Origin of the sequence: Pseudoalteromonas sp. Ld20 (genome assembly GCF_045064175.1) — a bacterium.
In the GTDB taxonomy this organism is placed as follows: Bacteria; Pseudomonadota; Gammaproteobacteria; order Enterobacterales; family Alteromonadaceae; genus Pseudoalteromonas; species Pseudoalteromonas neustonica.
On the sequence record NZ_JBISHB010000026.1, the window covers coordinates 152,636 to 169,102 of the forward strand.

Below are 16,467 nucleotides of genomic sequence, written 5' to 3' on the forward strand. Positions count from 1 at the left end.
CGCTATGTTTTCAGAATCTCCAATCAAACGCAGAAAGTCAACGCGTATAAATGTAGGTAATGTACCTATAGGTGATGGTGCCCCGATTGCCGTGCAGTCAATGACCAACACCGATACTATGGATGTTGATGCAACCGTTGCACAAATTCAGGCAATTCAAGATGCGGGCGCAGATATTGTGCGCGTATCTGTGCCAACCATGGATGCGGCCGACGCATTTAGAAGTATAAAAGAGCAAGTAACTATCCCGCTTGTCGCAGACATTCATTTTGACTACCGTATTGCGCTCAAAGTAGCGAAATATGGTGTAGATTGCCTGCGTATTAATCCGGGCAATATCGGCAGCGAAGAACGTATTCGTGCGGTCGTTGACTCTGCTCGTGAGCACAATATTCCCATTCGTATTGGTGTTAATGGCGGCTCGTTAGAGCGCGATTTGCAAGAAAAATATGGCGAGCCTACACCAGAGGCTTTGCTTGAATCAGCCATGCGCCATGTGAATATTTTGCGCCGCCTCGATTTCGACCAATTTAAAATATCAGTAAAGGCCTCTGACGTATTTTTAGCGGTTGGCGCATACCGCCTGCTCGCGAAAGAAATTGACCAACCTTTACATCTTGGTATTACAGAAGCTGGCGGCATGCGTTCTGGCTCAGTTAAGTCTGCAGTTGGCTTAGGTATGTTACTTGCCGAGGGCATTGGCGATACTTTACGTGTCTCCTTAGCGGCTGATCCTGTGCAAGAAATCAAAGTCGGTTTTGATATTCTAAAATCATTACGAATTCGTTCTCGTGGGATTAATTTTATTGCGTGCCCAAGCTGTTCTCGCCAAGAGTTTGATGTGGTTAGCACCATGAATGCACTTGAAGAACGCTTGGAAGATATCATCGAGCCGGTGTCGGTATCGGTCATTGGTTGCGTAGTAAATGGCCCAGGTGAAGCACTTGTCAGTGACATTGGTTTAGCCGGTGCAAACCGCCGTTCAGGCCTTTATATCAATGGTGAGCGCCAAAAAGCCCGCATTGATAACAACAATATTGTTGATCAGCTCGAAGGTTATGTACGTGACTTTATCGCCGAAAAAGAAAAACAGACCCCAATTGACATAAAAATCGTCGAATAAAGTCAATATAGTCGGCAAACTGGGTGGTTTGCCGCACGCATGCCAGCTATAATGGCGGGTCAATTTTTAGCATTCTTGTTGTGTAGTCTTTTATTTATTACACAAAAACAGTTTTTAGGATTTATCAGTGGCAAAACAAATTCAGGCAGTTCGCGGTATGAACGATTGTCTGCCAGGCGATACACAAGTTTGGCAGAAAGTAGAAAACATTTTACGCGAGACGGTAGCATCGTTCGGTTATCAAGAAATTCGTTTTCCAATTGTAGAATCAACCGATCTTTTTAAGCGCTCTATTGGTGAAGTAACCGATATTGTAGAAAAAGAAATGTATACCTTTGCAGATCGTAATGGCGACTTACTAACCTTGCGCCCTGAAGGTACTGCAGTGTGTGTTCGTGCAGGTAACCAAAACGGTTTACTGTATAACCAAGAGCAACGCCTTTGGTATATGGGCCCAATGTTTCGTCATGAGCGTCCGCAAAAAGGCCGTTATCGTCAATTTCATCAGTTTGGTTTAGAAACGTTTGGTATTGCCAGTGCTGATATTGATGCAGAAGTGATATTACTAACTGCACAATTATGGCAAGCATTTGGTATTAATGAACACGTTCGTTTAGAGCTTAATTCTTTAGGTTCGAATGAAGCGCGCGCTGATTACCGTGATGCATTAGTTGCTTATTTAGAGCAACATATTGATGTACTCGATGAAGACTCAAAACGTCGTATGCATTCAAACCCTTTGCGTGTACTTGATAGTAAAAACCCAGACGTACAAGCCATCTTAACTGATGCGCCTAAACTGTCTGAGCACTTAGATGCTGAATCAAAAGCACATTTTGAAAATTTATGTGAACGTTTAGACGCAGCTGGCGTCATATACACGGTTAATGAAAAGCTCGTACGCGGCCTTGATTACTATAACCGCACTGTTTTTGAGTGGGTAACAGACAGCCTAGGTGCACAAGGTACTGTATGTGCAGGTGGGCGTTACGATGGTTTAGTTGAACAGCTTGGCGGTAAAGCCACTCCTGCTGTGGGCTTTGCTATGGGACTTGAGCGTTTAGTACTATTGTTACAAGCTTTAGAATGTGTTGGTGACATTCGCCGTAATGCTGATGTATATTTGGCGGCAATGGGCGATAAAGCAAGTATTCAAGCGCCACTTATTGCGGCTAAATTACGTGCTGAAGTACCTGGCCTGCGAGTTATGGTTCACGCAGGTGGTGGTAACTTTAAAAAGCAATTAAAACGTGCCGATAAAAGTGATGCAGTGGTTGCACTGATCATTGGCGATGACGAATTAGAACAAGGCGTTGTGACTGTTAAATATTTACGAGAACGTAAAGAGCAAGTCACATTAGAATTAGAACAAATTAAAACGCTGTTAGCTGAGCTTGTGCAAAGCTAAATAGTATAAGAGGTAAGAATGGATATTTATTCAACAGAAGAACAACAAGCTGAAGCAATTAAGCGCTTTTTCCGTGAAAATGGCCTATCACTTGCGCTTGGCGTAATTGTTGGTTTAGGTGGTTTGTATGGCTGGAAAGCCTATAACCAGAATCAACTAACCACGGCTGAATCCGCATCAGATGCCTACACTCAACTAGTCGAAGGTGGCGAAGTTCTTGGTGCTGCTGATCAGTTTATCGCTGATAATAAAGATACTAACTACAGCGTACTTGCCGCTTTTGTTGCTGCAAAAGAAGCCGTTGAACAAGATAAATTAGATGTTGCCAGCGAAAAATTAAACTGGATTATCAGCAACGTTGCTAATAGCGACTTAAAAGCAACTGCGACGACACGTTTAGCACGAGTTCAAATTGCACAACAGCAATATGACCAAGCATTAACAACATTAAATACCACGCTATCGCCTGCATTTGCAGCTGCAGTGGCTGAGTTACAAGGTGATGTTTACACAGCTCAAGGTAAACAAGAGCAAGCTCGTACGGCGTATCAAAGTGCCGCAGATGCAGGTGGCCTTGAGAATAACCCATTATTGCAAATCAAACTTGATGACTTGGCAGTAACTAGCCCAGCGGCATAAAGGGGTTACCATGAAAAAATTAACAGCAGCAAGTATCGCTTTATGTATGGCTACCCTAATGGGTTGCTCATCTAGCGATGACGAAGAAGAACTCGTATTACCTGAAATCGTTAATCAATTTGAAACCGACGTAGTGTGGCAAGAAAGTATTGGCGATGGTGTAGAACATTATTTTTCTCGTCTTACGCCAGCCATTTACAATGATCGTGTTTTTGTAGCAAACCGTGAAGGTGAAGTCGAAGCTCTATCACTGGTTAATGGTGATACTATTTGGCAAACTGACGTACGTGAAAATACAACATTTTGGCCATGGGAAAGTGACGTCAGTGCAAAACTCTCTGGTGGTATTTTACAAGCTTATGGCAAAATATTTATCGGCTCTGAGCACGGCTATTTAACAGCGCTTGACCGTGAAACAGGTGAAATTGTTTGGCGTAAAACAGTCCCTGGTGAAGTATTATCTAAACCAGCGGCAGGCGATGGCCTTATTTTTGTTAATTTAGGTTCTGGTAAATTACTTGCCCTACACCCTGATACTGGCGAAGAGCGCTGGAGTCATGAGCAAGAAGTACCAGCACTAACATTACGTGGGCAAAGCTCACCAACCGTTGCTAACGGTGGTGTATTAGTTGGCCTTGAAACAGGCAAACTAAGTGTATTTATTTCTGAAAGCGGTTACTCAGCATGGAGTTCTGAAATAGCAACAGCAAAAGGCTCATCAGAGTTTGAACGCCTAGTTGATGTTGACACACAACCACTGATCAGCGGACCTTACGCGTATGCTATTGCCTATAATGGTAATTTAGCCGCTGTTGATATTCGCTCAGGTAACGTTGTATGGAAACGCGAGTACAGCAGTTACCGTGAGATGTCTATGGATGGACAAACTATCTATGTAGTAGATAGTGACGGCGTTGTATATGCACTTGATAAAAGCTCTGGCATTGAACGCTGGAGTCAACCGGCCCTTCGTGGTTGGTATTTAACAGGGCCTGCGGTAGCAGGAAATTATTTAGCATTAGGCGACCAAGAAGGTTACTTACATTGGCTAAATAAAGAGTCAGGCGAGCTTGTATCGCGTGAAGACTTCGACAGTTCAGGTTTCTTTGTTGAGCCAGTTGTTGCGGACGACAAACTGATTTTATACACCCGAGATGGTGAAGTAAGTGCGGTAAAAATTCCGAACTAACTTACTAATACTAAATGTATTTTTTTAAGGCTTCGCACTGCGAAGCCTTTGTTGTTTTTTTAAGAGGTAGTTTATGCTTCCCGTGATCGCTCTAGTTGGGCGACCCAATGTGGGCAAATCCACATTATTTAACCGTTTAACACGTACTCGTGACGCACTCGTTGCCGATTTCCCGGGCCTTACACGAGATAGAAAATATGGCCAAGCTAATTACGATGGCTATGAATTTATCGTGGTAGACACGGGTGGTATCGATGGCTCAGAAAAAGGCATTGAAATCGAGATGGCTGATCAATCGCTACTCGCGATTGAAGAAGCTGACATCGTATTATTCTTAGTTGATGCGCGCGTAGGTATGACGGTGGCTGATCAAGCCATTGCAAACCATTTACGCAAACAAGAGAAGAAAAGCTTTGTTGTTGCCAACAAAACCGATGGTATTGATGCCGATTCAAACTGCGCTGAGTTTTATCAATTATCGTTAGGCGAAGTACACCATATTGCTGCAGCACATGGCCGCGGTATCACTTTGTTACTTGAGCAAACTTTGCAGCCCGTGATCGCTGAGTTATCAGCATTAAATGATGATGGCACTGGTGATGACGAAGAACTTGTAGATTTATACGCTGAAGATGGCGAAGAGATTGAGCAAGAAGCGTTTGCTGATAAGCCAGTGAAATTGGCTATCATTGGTCGCCCTAATGTTGGTAAGTCAACGCTAACTAACCGTATATTGGGTGAAGAGCGGGTTATTGTTTATGATATGCCAGGCACAACACGCGACTCTATTTACATTCCAATGACGCGTAATGAAAAAGAGTACGTATTAATCGATACCGCTGGTGTTCGTAAACGTAAAAAAGTAAGTGATGTCGTTGAAAAGTTCTCAGTGATCAAAACACTACAAGCAATCGAAGATTGTAACGTCGTGTTATTGGTTGTTGATGCGCGTGACGGTATTTCTGATCAAGATTTAAGCTTACTTGGCTTTGCTTTAAACTCTGGTCGTTCACTGGTTATTGCCGTGAATAAATGGGATGGTCTGGATGACTACGTCAAAGACCGTATCAAATCTGAGCTTGATCGTCGTTTAGGCTTTATTGACTTCGCACGCTTACACTTTATCTCTGCTTTGCATGGTACGGGGGTTGGCCATTTATTTGAGTCAATTGACGAAGCTTATGCCTCAGCAACTAAACGTATCAGCACCGCTATGCTACGTCGTATCATGGATATGGCACAAGCCGATCACCAGCCACCGCTTGTTCGTGGTCGTCGTGTGAAGCTTAAATATGCCCATGCAGGTGGTTATAATCCGCCACGTATTGTGATCCACGGTAACCAAGTACATGATTTACCTGATAGCTATAAACGCTACCTGATGAACTACTACCGTAAAGCACTAAAAATTATGGGCACGCCAATCAAAATTGAATTTAGAGAAGGCGAAAATCCATTTGCAGGACGTACTAATAAAGTAACGCTTTCGCAAAAACGTAAGATCCGCGCGTTTAGTAAAGAAAACCGCAATAAATAGTAAGCTGTAAGCTGTAAGCTGTAAGCTGTAAGCTGTAAGCTGTAAGCTGTAAAATTAAACCTTGTAGAGTGCGTCTCTACAAGGTTTTTTTATGGCTCACTATAATTTTTACTTACCATTTCATTTTGATCGCGATAAGAATGAAAAATGCGGGCCTCTTGCTGGGTGAGCTGTAATGGCATTTAAAAACGCCTCTAGCGCTTTCATTTCTTCTGTGGTCAGTAATAAAGGCTGCAAAATGGGTGATGTTTCAGGGAAAAACACATCATTTTTGTCCTTAGGGATCCGTACGCCTCCTGCATTATAAATATTGATAATACCTTCCATGCTTGCAAATAAACCATTGTGCATCCAAGGTTTAGTGTTCATCACCCCACGAAGACTAGGCGTTTTAAATTTACCTACATCATCAGGCATACCGGTGATGTTAAATAATCCAAGGTCTTCGTACTCCCTTTTATAGTAAGTAAGACCGATATTGTGAAATTTGTTATCTGAAAAAAGTGCGCCAGAATGACAGTTCATACATCGCGCTTTGGTTCTAAATAAGTGCATCCCCCACAACGCTTGATCGCTTAATTTTTTAGCGTAAAAGTCCTTCTTTTTGGGGTCCTCTTGCGTAATTGCATGCATAAAATAATCAAAGTCTGCATTACGTGAACGAATAGTCCGTTGAAAAGTCGCCAACGCTTTTGCGACATCACTCACTTCAATTATATTTTTGCCAAACACCTCATTGAACTTACTTTTATAGTACGCGTTAATATTTAACCTTAGCCCTAACTCAAACAGCCGAAAGTTCATTTCGTTGCTATCTTGTATTGGCATTAACGCTTGTTGCTCTAATGAGCTTGCTCTGCCATCCCAAAATAAGGTTTCCCAAAGCGCTGCATTTTCAATACTGGGCGCATTACGTTTACCAAAACGACGGTTATGGCCAAACGACACTTCACGACCATCTGCCCAACCTAAATCTCTATCGTGACAACTCGCACAGGCTATATGCTTAGATGAAGATAAAATAGGATCGTGAAATAGCGCTTCCCCTAGTCGCATTTTAGCCACTGAAAAAGGGTTTGATTCAGGAAATGTGATCGCTGGTAATAAACCAATCTCATGATGCGCAATACCAGGGTCTAAAAAAGGCTTTGGCCACTTATCGCTAGGTTGAAGGTATTGCTCACGTAGAGATTCAAAGTTAATAGGCTGAGCACTTAAATTAAATGCCCCGCTTATTAACACAACTAAAAATAAATAAGCGGGTTTACACATTACTTATTTTTTTCTAATGAGAAGGTTTTACCATCAGCTGCAACAAGCTTTTTTACTTCATCAATGTGTAATTCATTTATATCAATACACATATCTTCGCGTTTTTTTCTTGCCGACAGTAGCGCTGCAGGTTCAGAAATAAACCGCTCGATTTTAATCGCGTGCGTGTCAGCGTCTGCGTTATAGCACAGCTGCGTAGCCGTAAGGGTTAATACAAGTAGTGATGTCATAATAGTTTCCTCTTAATAATCTAAATTAATGCCTAACCAAAAGCGTCGTCCAAGTTCGACACCTGTTGTATAAGGGCTAACTTGATGCGTGCGTTTGTTTAAAATATTTTCACCTTCAAAACTTAAAGTCATCGTGTAATCACGTGCTACTACTAACGAGTATTTAACGCTACCGCTGAGTAACCAAAAACTTGGCCGTTTTTCTATTCGATACACGGGGTATTCTTTTCGGTTTGGTGCACAGCCATCGCAGATAGAGGTAGCTTCATTGACTGATTTTGTGGTGCCTGTTGCGTAAACCACATCCTGCGCACCATTAAAGCGCGCATAGACAGACAGCTGCCAATTACCAAAATCGCCACCCCAACTTAAATTAGCGATTATTGGACGGTTAAAATCTTGTTTTTCAAGCTCCATATCATGACGAGTAATTAAGTGATAAGTATCCTTCACACTTCGACTACTCAATTCATAATTATCAGATCTTAAATAAACCAGTTCATTATCGTCATACGAAAAATTTAGGAAATAATCGTTGCTGTTAATATAAGTGCGCGTTTCGCCATCGAATTGATCAGCGCTTGTGGTATTACTTGCATGTGATACATTAAATTCAATATGTTGATTATCGTATGTTGCCATCCATGAAAGGCTATAACGTTGATACTCGCTACTGCCTGAGTTAGCCCCATATAATATTGCCTCACCTAGGTCATTGGTTCCTCTAACGCGATTTATACTGTCTTGTTGATCACGATACAGCCACTTTAACTCGAGCGTTCCACCGAACAGTTGATGTCGATAAGCGGCTGTGAGTTCATCACTAAACGGGGTTTCTAAATCATTATAAACATAGCGATAACCACTGTTCGTAAGTGAAGCTTGCCATTGCTGAGGCCGATGCTGATAAATAGCCCTCACTTCACTGTGGGTTGGGAGCATCGCTTCATTTAATTTATAATTAATTGCATCACTTGCGTAATAGCGATTTGCACCAAATACAATTTTGCCATCTCCTTCAAACAGCGAAACAGTGCCGCGTAGACGAGGTGCTAAATTATGATTAGTAAAAAAGTCATTGTAATCGTACCTAAAGCCCAATGTTAATGAGTAGTTTTGCCACTCAAGTTGATTCTCAAGATAGGCTGAAAACACATTTACTTGCGCTTCTGCTTTAGCTTTTGGCGTTACTTGGCGACTTTGAAAATATTGCCCTGTTTGTTGAATATTACTTTGATACAGTAAAAAATCGTCATTGTTTTGCAGATCAAGTGGACGTCCTAGCTCTTTTTCTAGATCAGCGATAGATCTGTAAAGCTGTGTTTCTACGCAATCAAGCTGATACCCTGCACAATCAACCATCGGGGAAATAATTGACCCGTTATACACTATGGCATCTTCTAAACGATCAAATACAGATGTTTGCTGCTCTAGTGAATAACCTATTGAAAGCCTATAATCACCGTCCAATACTTTTGCTAAAGGGATTTCAAAATCCTGTTTAGCGCTAAGTGTTTGTTGAGTTTTCTTGATATCGCCAAAGCCACCTTCCAGACTGTTTATAGACCCATCATATTCACCCCAACTTTTACCTGCGGTATTTAACCAGGTGTACCATGCTGAATTCGCATTTTTTGAGTTTTCACTGCTGCGCCAGCTTAATTGAGAGTTAATATAGCCCCAGCTTCTATCTGCTTGCCAAGTAAGTGCCGCATTTGTGCCCCCACCTTCAATGGTATAATCGCTATTACGCGCATTAACATCAAAGTAATTTCCCTCATAAGGCGCGAATAAATAGCTCAGTGAAATATCATCATTTGCAGTTAAGGCATAATCAAATTTAATAAAACCATTGTGGTTAATTTGTTCTTGCAAGCTTAACGCACCTAATTGCTCTAAGCTTTCTTGCGATTCTAGGTATTGAAACTGTGCCACAACACCGAGCTTATCTGTAACTGGTGCTGAAATATAAGTACTAAAATCGCGTTTTTGAAACACCGCATTGTCTAAGATGTCTGAGCCATCAAAATCAGGTGAGTAATAATTATGATACTCGACCCAGTCATCAGCCGTTTGCCGATAGCTTACCCCAAACGATAACTTATCAAGCGCTTTACGAGTTTGTGCTTGTACTAAACCACCGTTAAAATTGCCGTATTTGGCAGGAATATTACTATCGTAAACCTCTATACTTTCAATTAGGTCAAGGTTCAAAAACACTTCTTGGCTATGACCTGCAACATCTTGGAGTAAATTTCTATCGGTGTTCCCTGCTACATTGTTTAAGTTTGAATTATTCGAAACACCATCAATGAGGTAAGCAGTTGCACGACCATTAGCGCCTGAAATAGACACTTCAGCGGGTTTAATATTGCTTACTTGTTCAGCCGTGTAAGCAGACTCTCCATATTGCACGCCGGGTAAAACACCTAAAAGATCATTTAAATTACCATTGCCAAAACGATAATCTTTAATTAACTTACGATCTAACGTATATACACCCTGAGCCCCCATAGAGATAGGGTTTAACTTTTCTCCCTTAACCTCTATAACTTCAATATTTTTAACACAATGAGAATCTTGACCATCGCATGTTTCATAACGACTATCGGTAATCTCTTTCTCATCACTTGCGCTTTGCTGTGCATAAATAGGCGTCGTTAGCGCAAGGCTAACAACACCTAGAGTAAAGTTTATAAAACTCATTACTGACGTGTCTTATCTAATGGGTAAGCATCAGTTAGATCATCAACACCATCGTTATCACTATCTAAATCAAGTTCAATTGTAGACTCTTCAATCATTTGCTCACTTGCATACGGTAAGAAGAAGTTTGCTTTACCATCGTTATCTGTATCTACGGTGGCAATGTTATCCCCCGTAAACGCATCAAACTGGCTTAGGGATTCAATCACAGAAGTCAAAATAGAGTCGTGCTCAACCACCCCAAGTGAATCTTTGTCTTTTAGCTCAATTGCACTATCAAATTGCCCAATTGCCAAGTATTGCTCAGCAAACTGTGGATAATATTGTAACTGCGTTTGTAGTGAGGCTTCATCTAAACGAGTGATATTCCATTTCACTAAATCTGCCCATAAAGTTGCCGACTCTTCACGAAGCTGCTGATAATTATCAATTTTCCCAGCTTGTCTAAGCAATAACCTATAGTAGGATTCAAAGCGGTAATCATCTTTTGTAGTGGTTGCTTCAAAATAGTCTTGTGTCACTGAAAACTGATATTCACTGCTTACCAACGACTCTATTTCTTTAATTAGTTCTACATATTCAGTGTAATGAGTCAGCGCTGTAGCAAAGTCACCGCCGTAGGCAAAAGCAGCAGCTAGTTTACCTGTGTCTCTTAATTTTTGCGTAATTTGACTGTCATCGTATGCTGTAATAAAGCTTTGTGCTTTTTCAACTAGTGGGCTTACTAGTTCAGCTTGTCCTAATAAATAATGGTATTTAATCAAATCAATACTTGAATCAACAATGTGGTTAGCGGTTACATCTGTACCACTGACTTGCCCATATTTTTGCAATGAAATTTCGCGGCACACCGTTAAGGTTGATACGGCTTGATCGATGTACTTTTGCTCATCCGTAAAGTTGATTATTGTTGATAGCTGATTCAGTATAAGCTGACACCCCGTGACACCAGTAACAAATGCTTGTTTTGCTATATTTTGCGCTAAATATTTTTCAGAACTTAAAACGCTTAAACCCTCTGCGATGTATTTTGCTGCATCGGCGTAACGTCCTTGCTCAATCAAAATTGCAGAACCACCAGGGTTAGAACTATTAAAAGACGTAATTGTTGTAAATAAATTTCTTAAATCACTCTCATCTTTTTGTGCAAGAATTAGCGCTAAACTTTCATCTGCATCTTCAATGCTGCGCACATATGCAAATAAACGTGCTTCCTCTGCATCTTCTTTAGCCCAATTATAGTGAAAACTATCTTTGTCAAACTTACTTAATAGTACTGTTTCAATATCTATTTCGGGATAAAGTGTCACCAAATGCTTGGCGTAGTCTATTAATCCAAAAGGGTACTCGGTAAGGGTAACTTGCGCATATTCATCTGCTTCTCGAGGGTATGTATTATCGTAATTAACAACGCCATTTAAAGCTAATGCGTCCGCTATTGCATTTTTTGCGTCATTTATTTCATTTAATGTTATGTAGTTTTCTACAACATTAGTTAATGCTACAAGGCGTATACTGTAATATTTTTCCCCTTCATTGCCATTTCTGTCGTTCGACACATAGCTGTAACCTATTTTATTGGCAAATGTATATAGTCTATCCGCCATATTTTTAGCATACTGAAAATCTTGCTCAGTACGGGTTTCAAGCCAAATATTTATTACATCTTCAACCGTATCTCTAAATCCAAAAAATAATCGCAGCGCTTGAGTAGTCTGTTCTTCATCAAGGGCTGAGCTTAATAAAATATCTAGAATATTATAGCTTTGTAGTGCAAGTGTTGGCTCACCCGCGTTTAGGTATGACTCAGCTAAAGAGTAGAAAAAGTCTTGGTCGTCTGCTGTAAATGCAGAAATGCCTTTGGTCGCAATATAGGCAGAGTATAAGTTACTTGCCTCTAATCTAAGCTCATTCGCTCTTTCAAGTTTACCTAATAAAGTGTATTGATTAGCAACATTAATAAGTGCTAAAGCGCGTATTTCATCACGAATAATGCTGTCTTGTGTAATTAAACGCTCTGCCTCGTTCTCTAAACCAGCTTCTGCGTACCCTATTGCCAAAGCTGAGTTTACTTCACCAATATTAATGTCATTTTGTAACGTAGTAGTAAGCTGCTCTGAGCGCTTTAAATGTGATTGTTCTGACGCGTAATAATAATAAGCACGATCTGAATTAGTCGATAAATTAGCCGATATTTCGAGTGTTTTACTTACAATACCACCGTTTCCATCATCAACAGTTAGTTCAAAGTTATCAACTGCATTGGTCAAAGCAGTCGGCGTATAGGTAATTTCACCCGTGTCTGAATTAAGCGTAAGCTCACCATTAACAGCTTGTTTTGAAATTGTATATTTAAGTGTATCTGCATCGATATCTGTAGCGGTTACCGTTCCAACTTTTGTCTCGCCGCCACTAACCTGAACTTTATCTATACTAATAACAGGGGTATCATTCACTGCTAACACGTCGATTGATACTGTTGTTGTTGCAGAGCCTTTGCCATCAGACACCATCACTTGAAACGAGTCAGCGCCGTTAAAGTTGCTATCCGGTAAATACGTCACCTCGCCGGTGCTGGTATTAACATTCACGCTACCATTACTCGCAGCATTCGCTAAAGAGTAACTAAGTTGATCATTGTCTACGTCTGTTCCATTTACCGTTAATGTCACGTTTGAATCTTCATTTAATGATGAAGAATACGTCGCCTGAGAAAATTGTGGTGCGGAGTTTGACTCAGAACCTGAGCCGCCACACCCACTTAGAAGTATTGTGCTTATTGCTATAGATAAAAATTTTAATTTCATGTCAATCCCCTGTCAATTTGACGCAGATCCTAATGCAACTCATTATCATTTTCAATGGCAATTTGAGTATTAATTCTAATTTTTTATTTGCGCTCAAATAATTTATTAAAATAGCGTCAATAGGCTATGTTTAATGTATGAAGGTGATTTTAGGAATAATATGCAATTTATGACTAACGTTATCTATGTTGATAACGTGGAAGAAACATTAGATTTTTATTATCAAGCGTTTGGTTTTATTACTTTTTCATTAAGTGATAATGCTGAGTACGGTGAACTTGATACCGGCAATGTAAAAATAGCATTTGCTAATCACCCCTATGCGCAAGCTCATTTTAAACAAGGCTATATTCGCGCGCACCCAAAGCAGCCCGCATTGGGGTTTGAGCTGCGTTTTACATGTAATAATTTAAGTGAAAGCTATGATAAAGCAGTATTAGCTGGGGCTGAACCACTTTGTCCACCCTGTCAAAAAGAATCTCTCCATTATGCTTACGTGCGTGCAACTGAAGGCACTTTGATCTGTTTAGTGCAGCTTTAAGGCGTTCATCAAAACACCATTAAAGTTTAACAAAGCAGCAATATAAGCCACACGCTGCTGTCATCAAATTTCCTTATCTTAGCGGTAATTTAAATAAGGAGATGAAAATGAATACGCTACTACTTACACTAATGCTATTAAGTCCAAATGAAGCTCAATTAAATGAACAAGTAAACCTGCAAACAACGCAAGTATTAAACGCTCTACAAAAACAGACAACTATTGAACTGAAAAATCAAATTAAAGAAACACTGGAAAATATGGAATTGACCCTACCGCTGGCTGTTAATAAACTAACTGTAGCCAAACTACATACTGAAAAAAAGCAACTTAGCGAAGACTAAGTTGCTTTTTCACTCATAAGAATATTATTTTCCTGACAATGCTTTTTCAATCAATGGCACTAAAGGTTGAGGTAAAATCACATGCCCCCCGAGTACAAATTCATGTGCTTCTATAGACATTTTTTGCCACGTACGCTGCAAAATACCTATCCATTTTTGCTCGTCGTAATCTGGCTTTGTTTGTGCAAATGCCCACATGTAGTGCTCAATAAACACCAGACTGGCAATATCTTCCACTAATTGGCTATCAGGATTACGTTTGATTTGCTTTTTAGCCACCGCTTCATACACGCGCTGTTGATCAACCTCAGAGCACCCCACTTGTTGCATGAGTTCAACCACTGTTTTTGCATGAAAAACATACAATGCACTGCGCCACTGATGATAACCCTGCTTATCCATAGGAAAATCACTGCGCGGCGAACACCAACGTTTAATATGCTGAGCTCTAACGGCAATATGCATTAACGGATCAGCATCAACGTTAAAACGGTTCAACATCTGCGTCATACGCTCTGAATACAGTCGCTCTTTAGGCCAGTTTTTTCCTGCAAACTCTTCACAGTTTGGATCTTCGCTATTCGCTTCATCAATTAACGCTATCACATGTTCAAACATTCGGGTGGTCACTACGGTTAAATTTATAGACTATTTTAATCAGCTCATTAGTAATTAGCTAGTTGAAAGAACAGAAGATCTTCCATGCGGTGTAAAAATTATTAAACTGTTACGGGTTATTTATTGTGACTTTATTACTAAGAATTAATGAGTTGGGTACTAAGTGACGACAACCATCTGTTTTTAAGGTAATGTATCTGAGGTTTAAATCAACAACCACGCCTTTGCAGCTAGCGACTTCGATACTATCACCTAATTTAATAGGCCGATAAAGCACAATCATAATACCTGCGACTAAGTTAGATATTGCATCTTTAAGCGCAAATCCCAGTGCAAACCCCGTTAATCCTAATCCTGCTACTAAACCCGTCACATCAAAGTCGAGTTTTGATAAAGCCAGAACTGTACCAATAAAAATCAGAATCGCTTTTTGTGAATTTGAAATCAACCTGAAGGATTCCGCTGTATTACCATCAAAACGGCGTTCAATTTTTTTTAATGCAAAGTGAATTATCAAACTCACAAATAAAAAAACCGCGAAGACCGTTATCGCTGCAATAATTTTATCACTCATTAAGTCAGTTACTCTTCATCAAAATTTGTTAAATCGATAACAAGGGAGCTTTTAGGTTTTTCAACAACACGGCTTAGCTCTTTACCTTCTTGCATGACGATCATTGTTGCCGTGTATTTTAGTTCATGTGCCGATGCAACACCTGCAGGGTCTTTCTTGTTATACCCCACTGCAATTAGCTGCAAACTATTCACGGCCACTTTTGATTTTTCTAATAATTTGAGTAAACGAGGCACTTCACGCTGGCTATCATGACACCAAGTACCAAATAGCACCAAAATGTCTTTTCCTGCTAATTTTTGGATTAATTCGAGTTCATCTGACGTTGCTGTAAAGCGCTCATACTCTTGGCTAAACTTATTGTAATCTGCCAATAAAGTAGACGCTGAAATATCACCACTAAATGGCGCTTCATCACTGGCGCTGGCGCTCCAAGACAAACACACCAAAGTACATAACATGAGTAAATTTTTAAGCATAATTAAATTCTTTTATGAGTTAATGCGGTGACTATACCCAAACAGTAAAATAATGCGAGTGTCTAAAATAGATAGGCATCATTTATAATCAAAACCTTCAATATCAATTAACCCTTCATGCCATCCATAACCGCGGGTAAATCACAGCAATGTCGACAATAAAAGCTAAAATAAAATATTTAACTTGAAATGAACAAATTAAAATAATACATTGTCGACAATAACTTCAGGGAGATAATATGTGGTATAACTTATTTGGAACAATCAACACACTCTTTATTTTTGTTAGTCTATATGGCGTTTTTTTGCAGTTAAATAAAATTTGGGCAAGAAAAAAAGATGGAGAACCTAGTGCGACTAATGTTTTATCTCAAAACCAGTTCACAATGAGCTTTCTAGCATATTTTTCTTTTTTTATATACGGATACAGCATAGAGCCATTAAATCATTACATCGTGTGGCCAAGGCTTATTGCTTCAATATTGGTTACTTTAATATTATTTGAAATGTGGCTCGACCGAAAATCAAAAACTTCATATTTTTGCATTTTATTCATCGGATGTAGTTTTATCTTTGGCATTACAGGGTTTATTTTCAAAGACAATTTTTCTGGTCAAAGTGAAAATTTGTCTACAATCTTGATTTTGGTAATAACCTTTTTATTAGCCCAAGGCTATATCCACCAAATAAAGTTAATTATGAATACAGGAAACACTGGCGCAATCGATATCCGAATGAGTCAATTTATTTTAATGATGGACGTTTCCACTATAGCATTCGCGATATCAATGGGCATCAGTCAAGGTTGGCCTTTAATTGTACTTGCTTTAGTGAGCGGTATAACTAAAATAATTATCATGTATTTATTCAGATGGGTTCGCATTAGTCCACTAGCTGAGTTTCGCAGGGCCTACAATAAGTCACTATAGCTTTTAAGTTAAGCACTCAAGCAACCTCAAAATGGAGCGTCACTTTTAAACCAAACAACTGGACGATAGAT

15 protein-coding genes are annotated in these 16,467 nt (G+C 39.9%); 8 read left to right on the forward strand and 7 right to left on the reverse strand.

All coding sequences use genetic code 11. From position 1 onward, the window contains the following. The first annotated feature begins 4 nt into the window (after positions 1 to 4). From ispG to der, 5 genes are all read left to right on the forward strand, one after another. Complete coding sequence (gene ispG / locus ACJJVX_RS02830) at positions 5 to 1,123, forward strand: flavodoxin-dependent (E)-4-hydroxy-3-methylbut-2-enyl-diphosphate synthase (protein WP_054204080.1); 1,119 nt, start codon at positions 5 to 7, stop codon at positions 1,121 to 1,123. Between the two features lie 127 nt (positions 1,124 to 1,250). After that, positions 1,251 to 2,531: a histidine--tRNA ligase gene (gene hisS, locus ACJJVX_RS02835; protein ID WP_054204079.1), complete on the forward strand. Its 1,281-nt coding sequence runs from the start codon at positions 1,251 to 1,253 to the stop codon at positions 2,529 to 2,531. An 18-nt stretch (positions 2,532 to 2,549) separates the two neighbouring features. Then, the gene (locus ACJJVX_RS02840) at positions 2,550 to 3,170 is read left to right on the forward strand and encodes a tetratricopeptide repeat protein (protein ID WP_054204078.1); all 621 of its coding nucleotides are present in this window, start codon (positions 2,550 to 2,552) and stop codon (positions 3,168 to 3,170) included. 10 nt (positions 3,171 to 3,180) lie between these two features. Beyond that, positions 3,181 to 4,359, forward strand: a complete 1,179-nt coding sequence (bamB, locus tag ACJJVX_RS02845; RefSeq protein ID WP_054204077.1) for an outer membrane protein assembly factor BamB — start codon at positions 3,181 to 3,183, stop codon at positions 4,357 to 4,359. Positions 4,360 to 4,432: 73 nt separating this feature from the next. Next, positions 4,433 to 5,896 carry a ribosome biogenesis GTPase Der gene (gene der / locus ACJJVX_RS02850; RefSeq protein ID WP_054204076.1) on the forward strand — a complete coding sequence of 488 codons (1,464 nt, stop codon included), beginning with the start codon at positions 4,433 to 4,435 and terminating at the stop codon, positions 5,894 to 5,896. 120 nt (positions 5,897 to 6,016) lie between these two features. Here the strand turns inward: der and ACJJVX_RS02855 are convergent, their stop codons facing one another. The 4 genes from ACJJVX_RS02855 to ACJJVX_RS02870 are packed head-to-tail and all read right to left on the reverse strand — an operon-like array spanning position 6,017 to position 12,911. Next, positions 6,017 to 7,168 (reverse strand): cytochrome-c peroxidase, encoded by a 1,152-nt coding sequence (locus tag ACJJVX_RS02855; protein WP_054452347.1) that lies wholly within the window; start codon positions 7,166 to 7,168, stop codon positions 6,017 to 6,019. Continuing rightward, a complete protein-coding gene (locus ACJJVX_RS02860; RefSeq protein ID WP_054204073.1) occupies positions 7,168 to 7,398 on the reverse strand; it encodes a hypothetical protein in 231 nt (76 codons plus the stop codon). Before ACJJVX_RS02860 ends, ACJJVX_RS02855 begins: the two co-directional genes overlap by 1 nt. Before the next feature lie 12 nt (positions 7,399 to 7,410). After that, on the reverse strand, positions 7,411 to 10,104 hold the full coding sequence (locus ACJJVX_RS02865; RefSeq protein ID WP_405630037.1) for a TonB-dependent receptor plug domain-containing protein: 2,694 nt from the start codon (positions 10,102 to 10,104) through the stop codon (positions 7,411 to 7,413). Continuing rightward, entirely contained in the window at positions 10,104 to 12,911 is a 2,808-nt protein-coding gene (locus tag ACJJVX_RS02870; RefSeq protein WP_405630040.1) for a cadherin-like domain-containing protein, read from the reverse strand. Before ACJJVX_RS02870 ends, ACJJVX_RS02865 begins: the two co-directional genes overlap by 1 nt. A gap of 160 nt (positions 12,912 to 13,071) precedes the next feature. Here ACJJVX_RS02870 and ACJJVX_RS02875 point away from each other — a divergent pair, with 160 nt between their 5' ends. Together ACJJVX_RS02875 and ACJJVX_RS02880 are read left to right on the forward strand one after the other, a co-directional pair. Continuing rightward, positions 13,072 to 13,452: a VOC family protein gene (locus ACJJVX_RS02875; RefSeq protein ID WP_054204185.1), complete on the forward strand. Its 381-nt coding sequence runs from the start codon at positions 13,072 to 13,074 to the stop codon at positions 13,450 to 13,452. Between the two features lie 107 nt (positions 13,453 to 13,559). Beyond that, positions 13,560 to 13,796 (forward strand): hypothetical protein, encoded by a 237-nt coding sequence (locus ACJJVX_RS02880; protein WP_054204070.1) that lies wholly within the window; start codon positions 13,560 to 13,562, stop codon positions 13,794 to 13,796. 24 nt (positions 13,797 to 13,820) lie between these two features. Here the strand turns inward: ACJJVX_RS02880 and ACJJVX_RS02885 are convergent, their stop codons facing one another. From ACJJVX_RS02885 to ACJJVX_RS02895, 3 genes are all read right to left on the reverse strand, one after another. Then, on the reverse strand, positions 13,821 to 14,414 hold the full coding sequence (locus ACJJVX_RS02885; protein ID WP_082355571.1) for a DUF4202 domain-containing protein: 594 nt from the start codon (positions 14,412 to 14,414) through the stop codon (positions 13,821 to 13,823). Between the two features lie 109 nt (positions 14,415 to 14,523). Next, positions 14,524 to 14,988: a mechanosensitive ion channel family protein gene (locus tag ACJJVX_RS02890; protein WP_054204068.1), complete on the reverse strand. Its 465-nt coding sequence runs from the start codon at positions 14,986 to 14,988 to the stop codon at positions 14,524 to 14,526. Between the two features lie 8 nt (positions 14,989 to 14,996). After that, positions 14,997 to 15,467: a thioredoxin gene (locus tag ACJJVX_RS02895; protein ID WP_054204067.1), complete on the reverse strand. Its 471-nt coding sequence runs from the start codon at positions 15,465 to 15,467 to the stop codon at positions 14,997 to 14,999. A gap of 239 nt (positions 15,468 to 15,706) precedes the next feature. Between ACJJVX_RS02895 and ACJJVX_RS02900 the strand changes: the two genes are divergently transcribed. After that, a complete protein-coding gene (locus ACJJVX_RS02900; RefSeq protein ID WP_054204066.1) occupies positions 15,707 to 16,396 on the forward strand; it encodes a hypothetical protein in 690 nt (229 codons plus the stop codon). The last annotated feature ends 71 nt before the right edge of the window (positions 16,397 to 16,467 follow it).

What these genes read in the sequence shown, in the direction of transcription:
- ispG (WP_054204080.1), top strand. Translation starts at nt 5, where the DNA reads ATGTTTTCAGAATCTCCAATCAAACGCAGAAAGTCAACGCGTATAAAT.
- ACJJVX_RS02840 (WP_054204078.1), top strand. Translation starts at nt 2,550, where the DNA reads ATGGATATTTATTCAACAGAAGAACAACAAGCTGAAGCAATTAAGCGC.
- bamB (WP_054204077.1), top strand. Translation starts at nt 3,181, where the DNA reads ATGAAAAAATTAACAGCAGCAAGTATCGCTTTATGTATGGCTACCCTA.
- der (WP_054204076.1), top strand. Translation starts at nt 4,433, where the DNA reads ATGCTTCCCGTGATCGCTCTAGTTGGGCGACCCAATGTGGGCAAATCC.
- ACJJVX_RS02855 (WP_054452347.1), bottom strand. Translation starts at nt 7,168, where the DNA reads ATGTGTAAACCCGCTTATTTATTTTTAGTTGTGTTAATAAGCGGGGCA.
- ACJJVX_RS02860 (WP_054204073.1), bottom strand. Translation starts at nt 7,398, where the DNA reads ATGACATCACTACTTGTATTAACCCTTACGGCTACGCAGCTGTGCTAT.
- ACJJVX_RS02865 (WP_405630037.1), bottom strand. Translation starts at nt 10,104, where the DNA reads ATGAGTTTTATAAACTTTACTCTAGGTGTTGTTAGCCTTGCGCTAACG.
- ACJJVX_RS02870 (WP_405630040.1), bottom strand. Translation starts at nt 12,911, where the DNA reads ATGAAATTAAAATTTTTATCTATAGCAATAAGCACAATACTTCTAAGT.
- ACJJVX_RS02875 (WP_054204185.1), top strand. Translation starts at nt 13,072, where the DNA reads ATGCAATTTATGACTAACGTTATCTATGTTGATAACGTGGAAGAAACA.
- ACJJVX_RS02880 (WP_054204070.1), top strand. Translation starts at nt 13,560, where the DNA reads ATGAATACGCTACTACTTACACTAATGCTATTAAGTCCAAATGAAGCT.
- ACJJVX_RS02885 (WP_082355571.1), bottom strand. Translation starts at nt 14,414, where the DNA reads ATGTTTGAACATGTGATAGCGTTAATTGATGAAGCGAATAGCGAAGAT.
- ACJJVX_RS02890 (WP_054204068.1), bottom strand. Translation starts at nt 14,988, where the DNA reads ATGAGTGATAAAATTATTGCAGCGATAACGGTCTTCGCGGTTTTTTTA.
- ACJJVX_RS02895 (WP_054204067.1), bottom strand. Translation starts at nt 15,467, where the DNA reads ATGCTTAAAAATTTACTCATGTTATGTACTTTGGTGTGTTTGTCTTGG.
- ACJJVX_RS02900 (WP_054204066.1), top strand. Translation starts at nt 15,707, where the DNA reads ATGTGGTATAACTTATTTGGAACAATCAACACACTCTTTATTTTTGTT.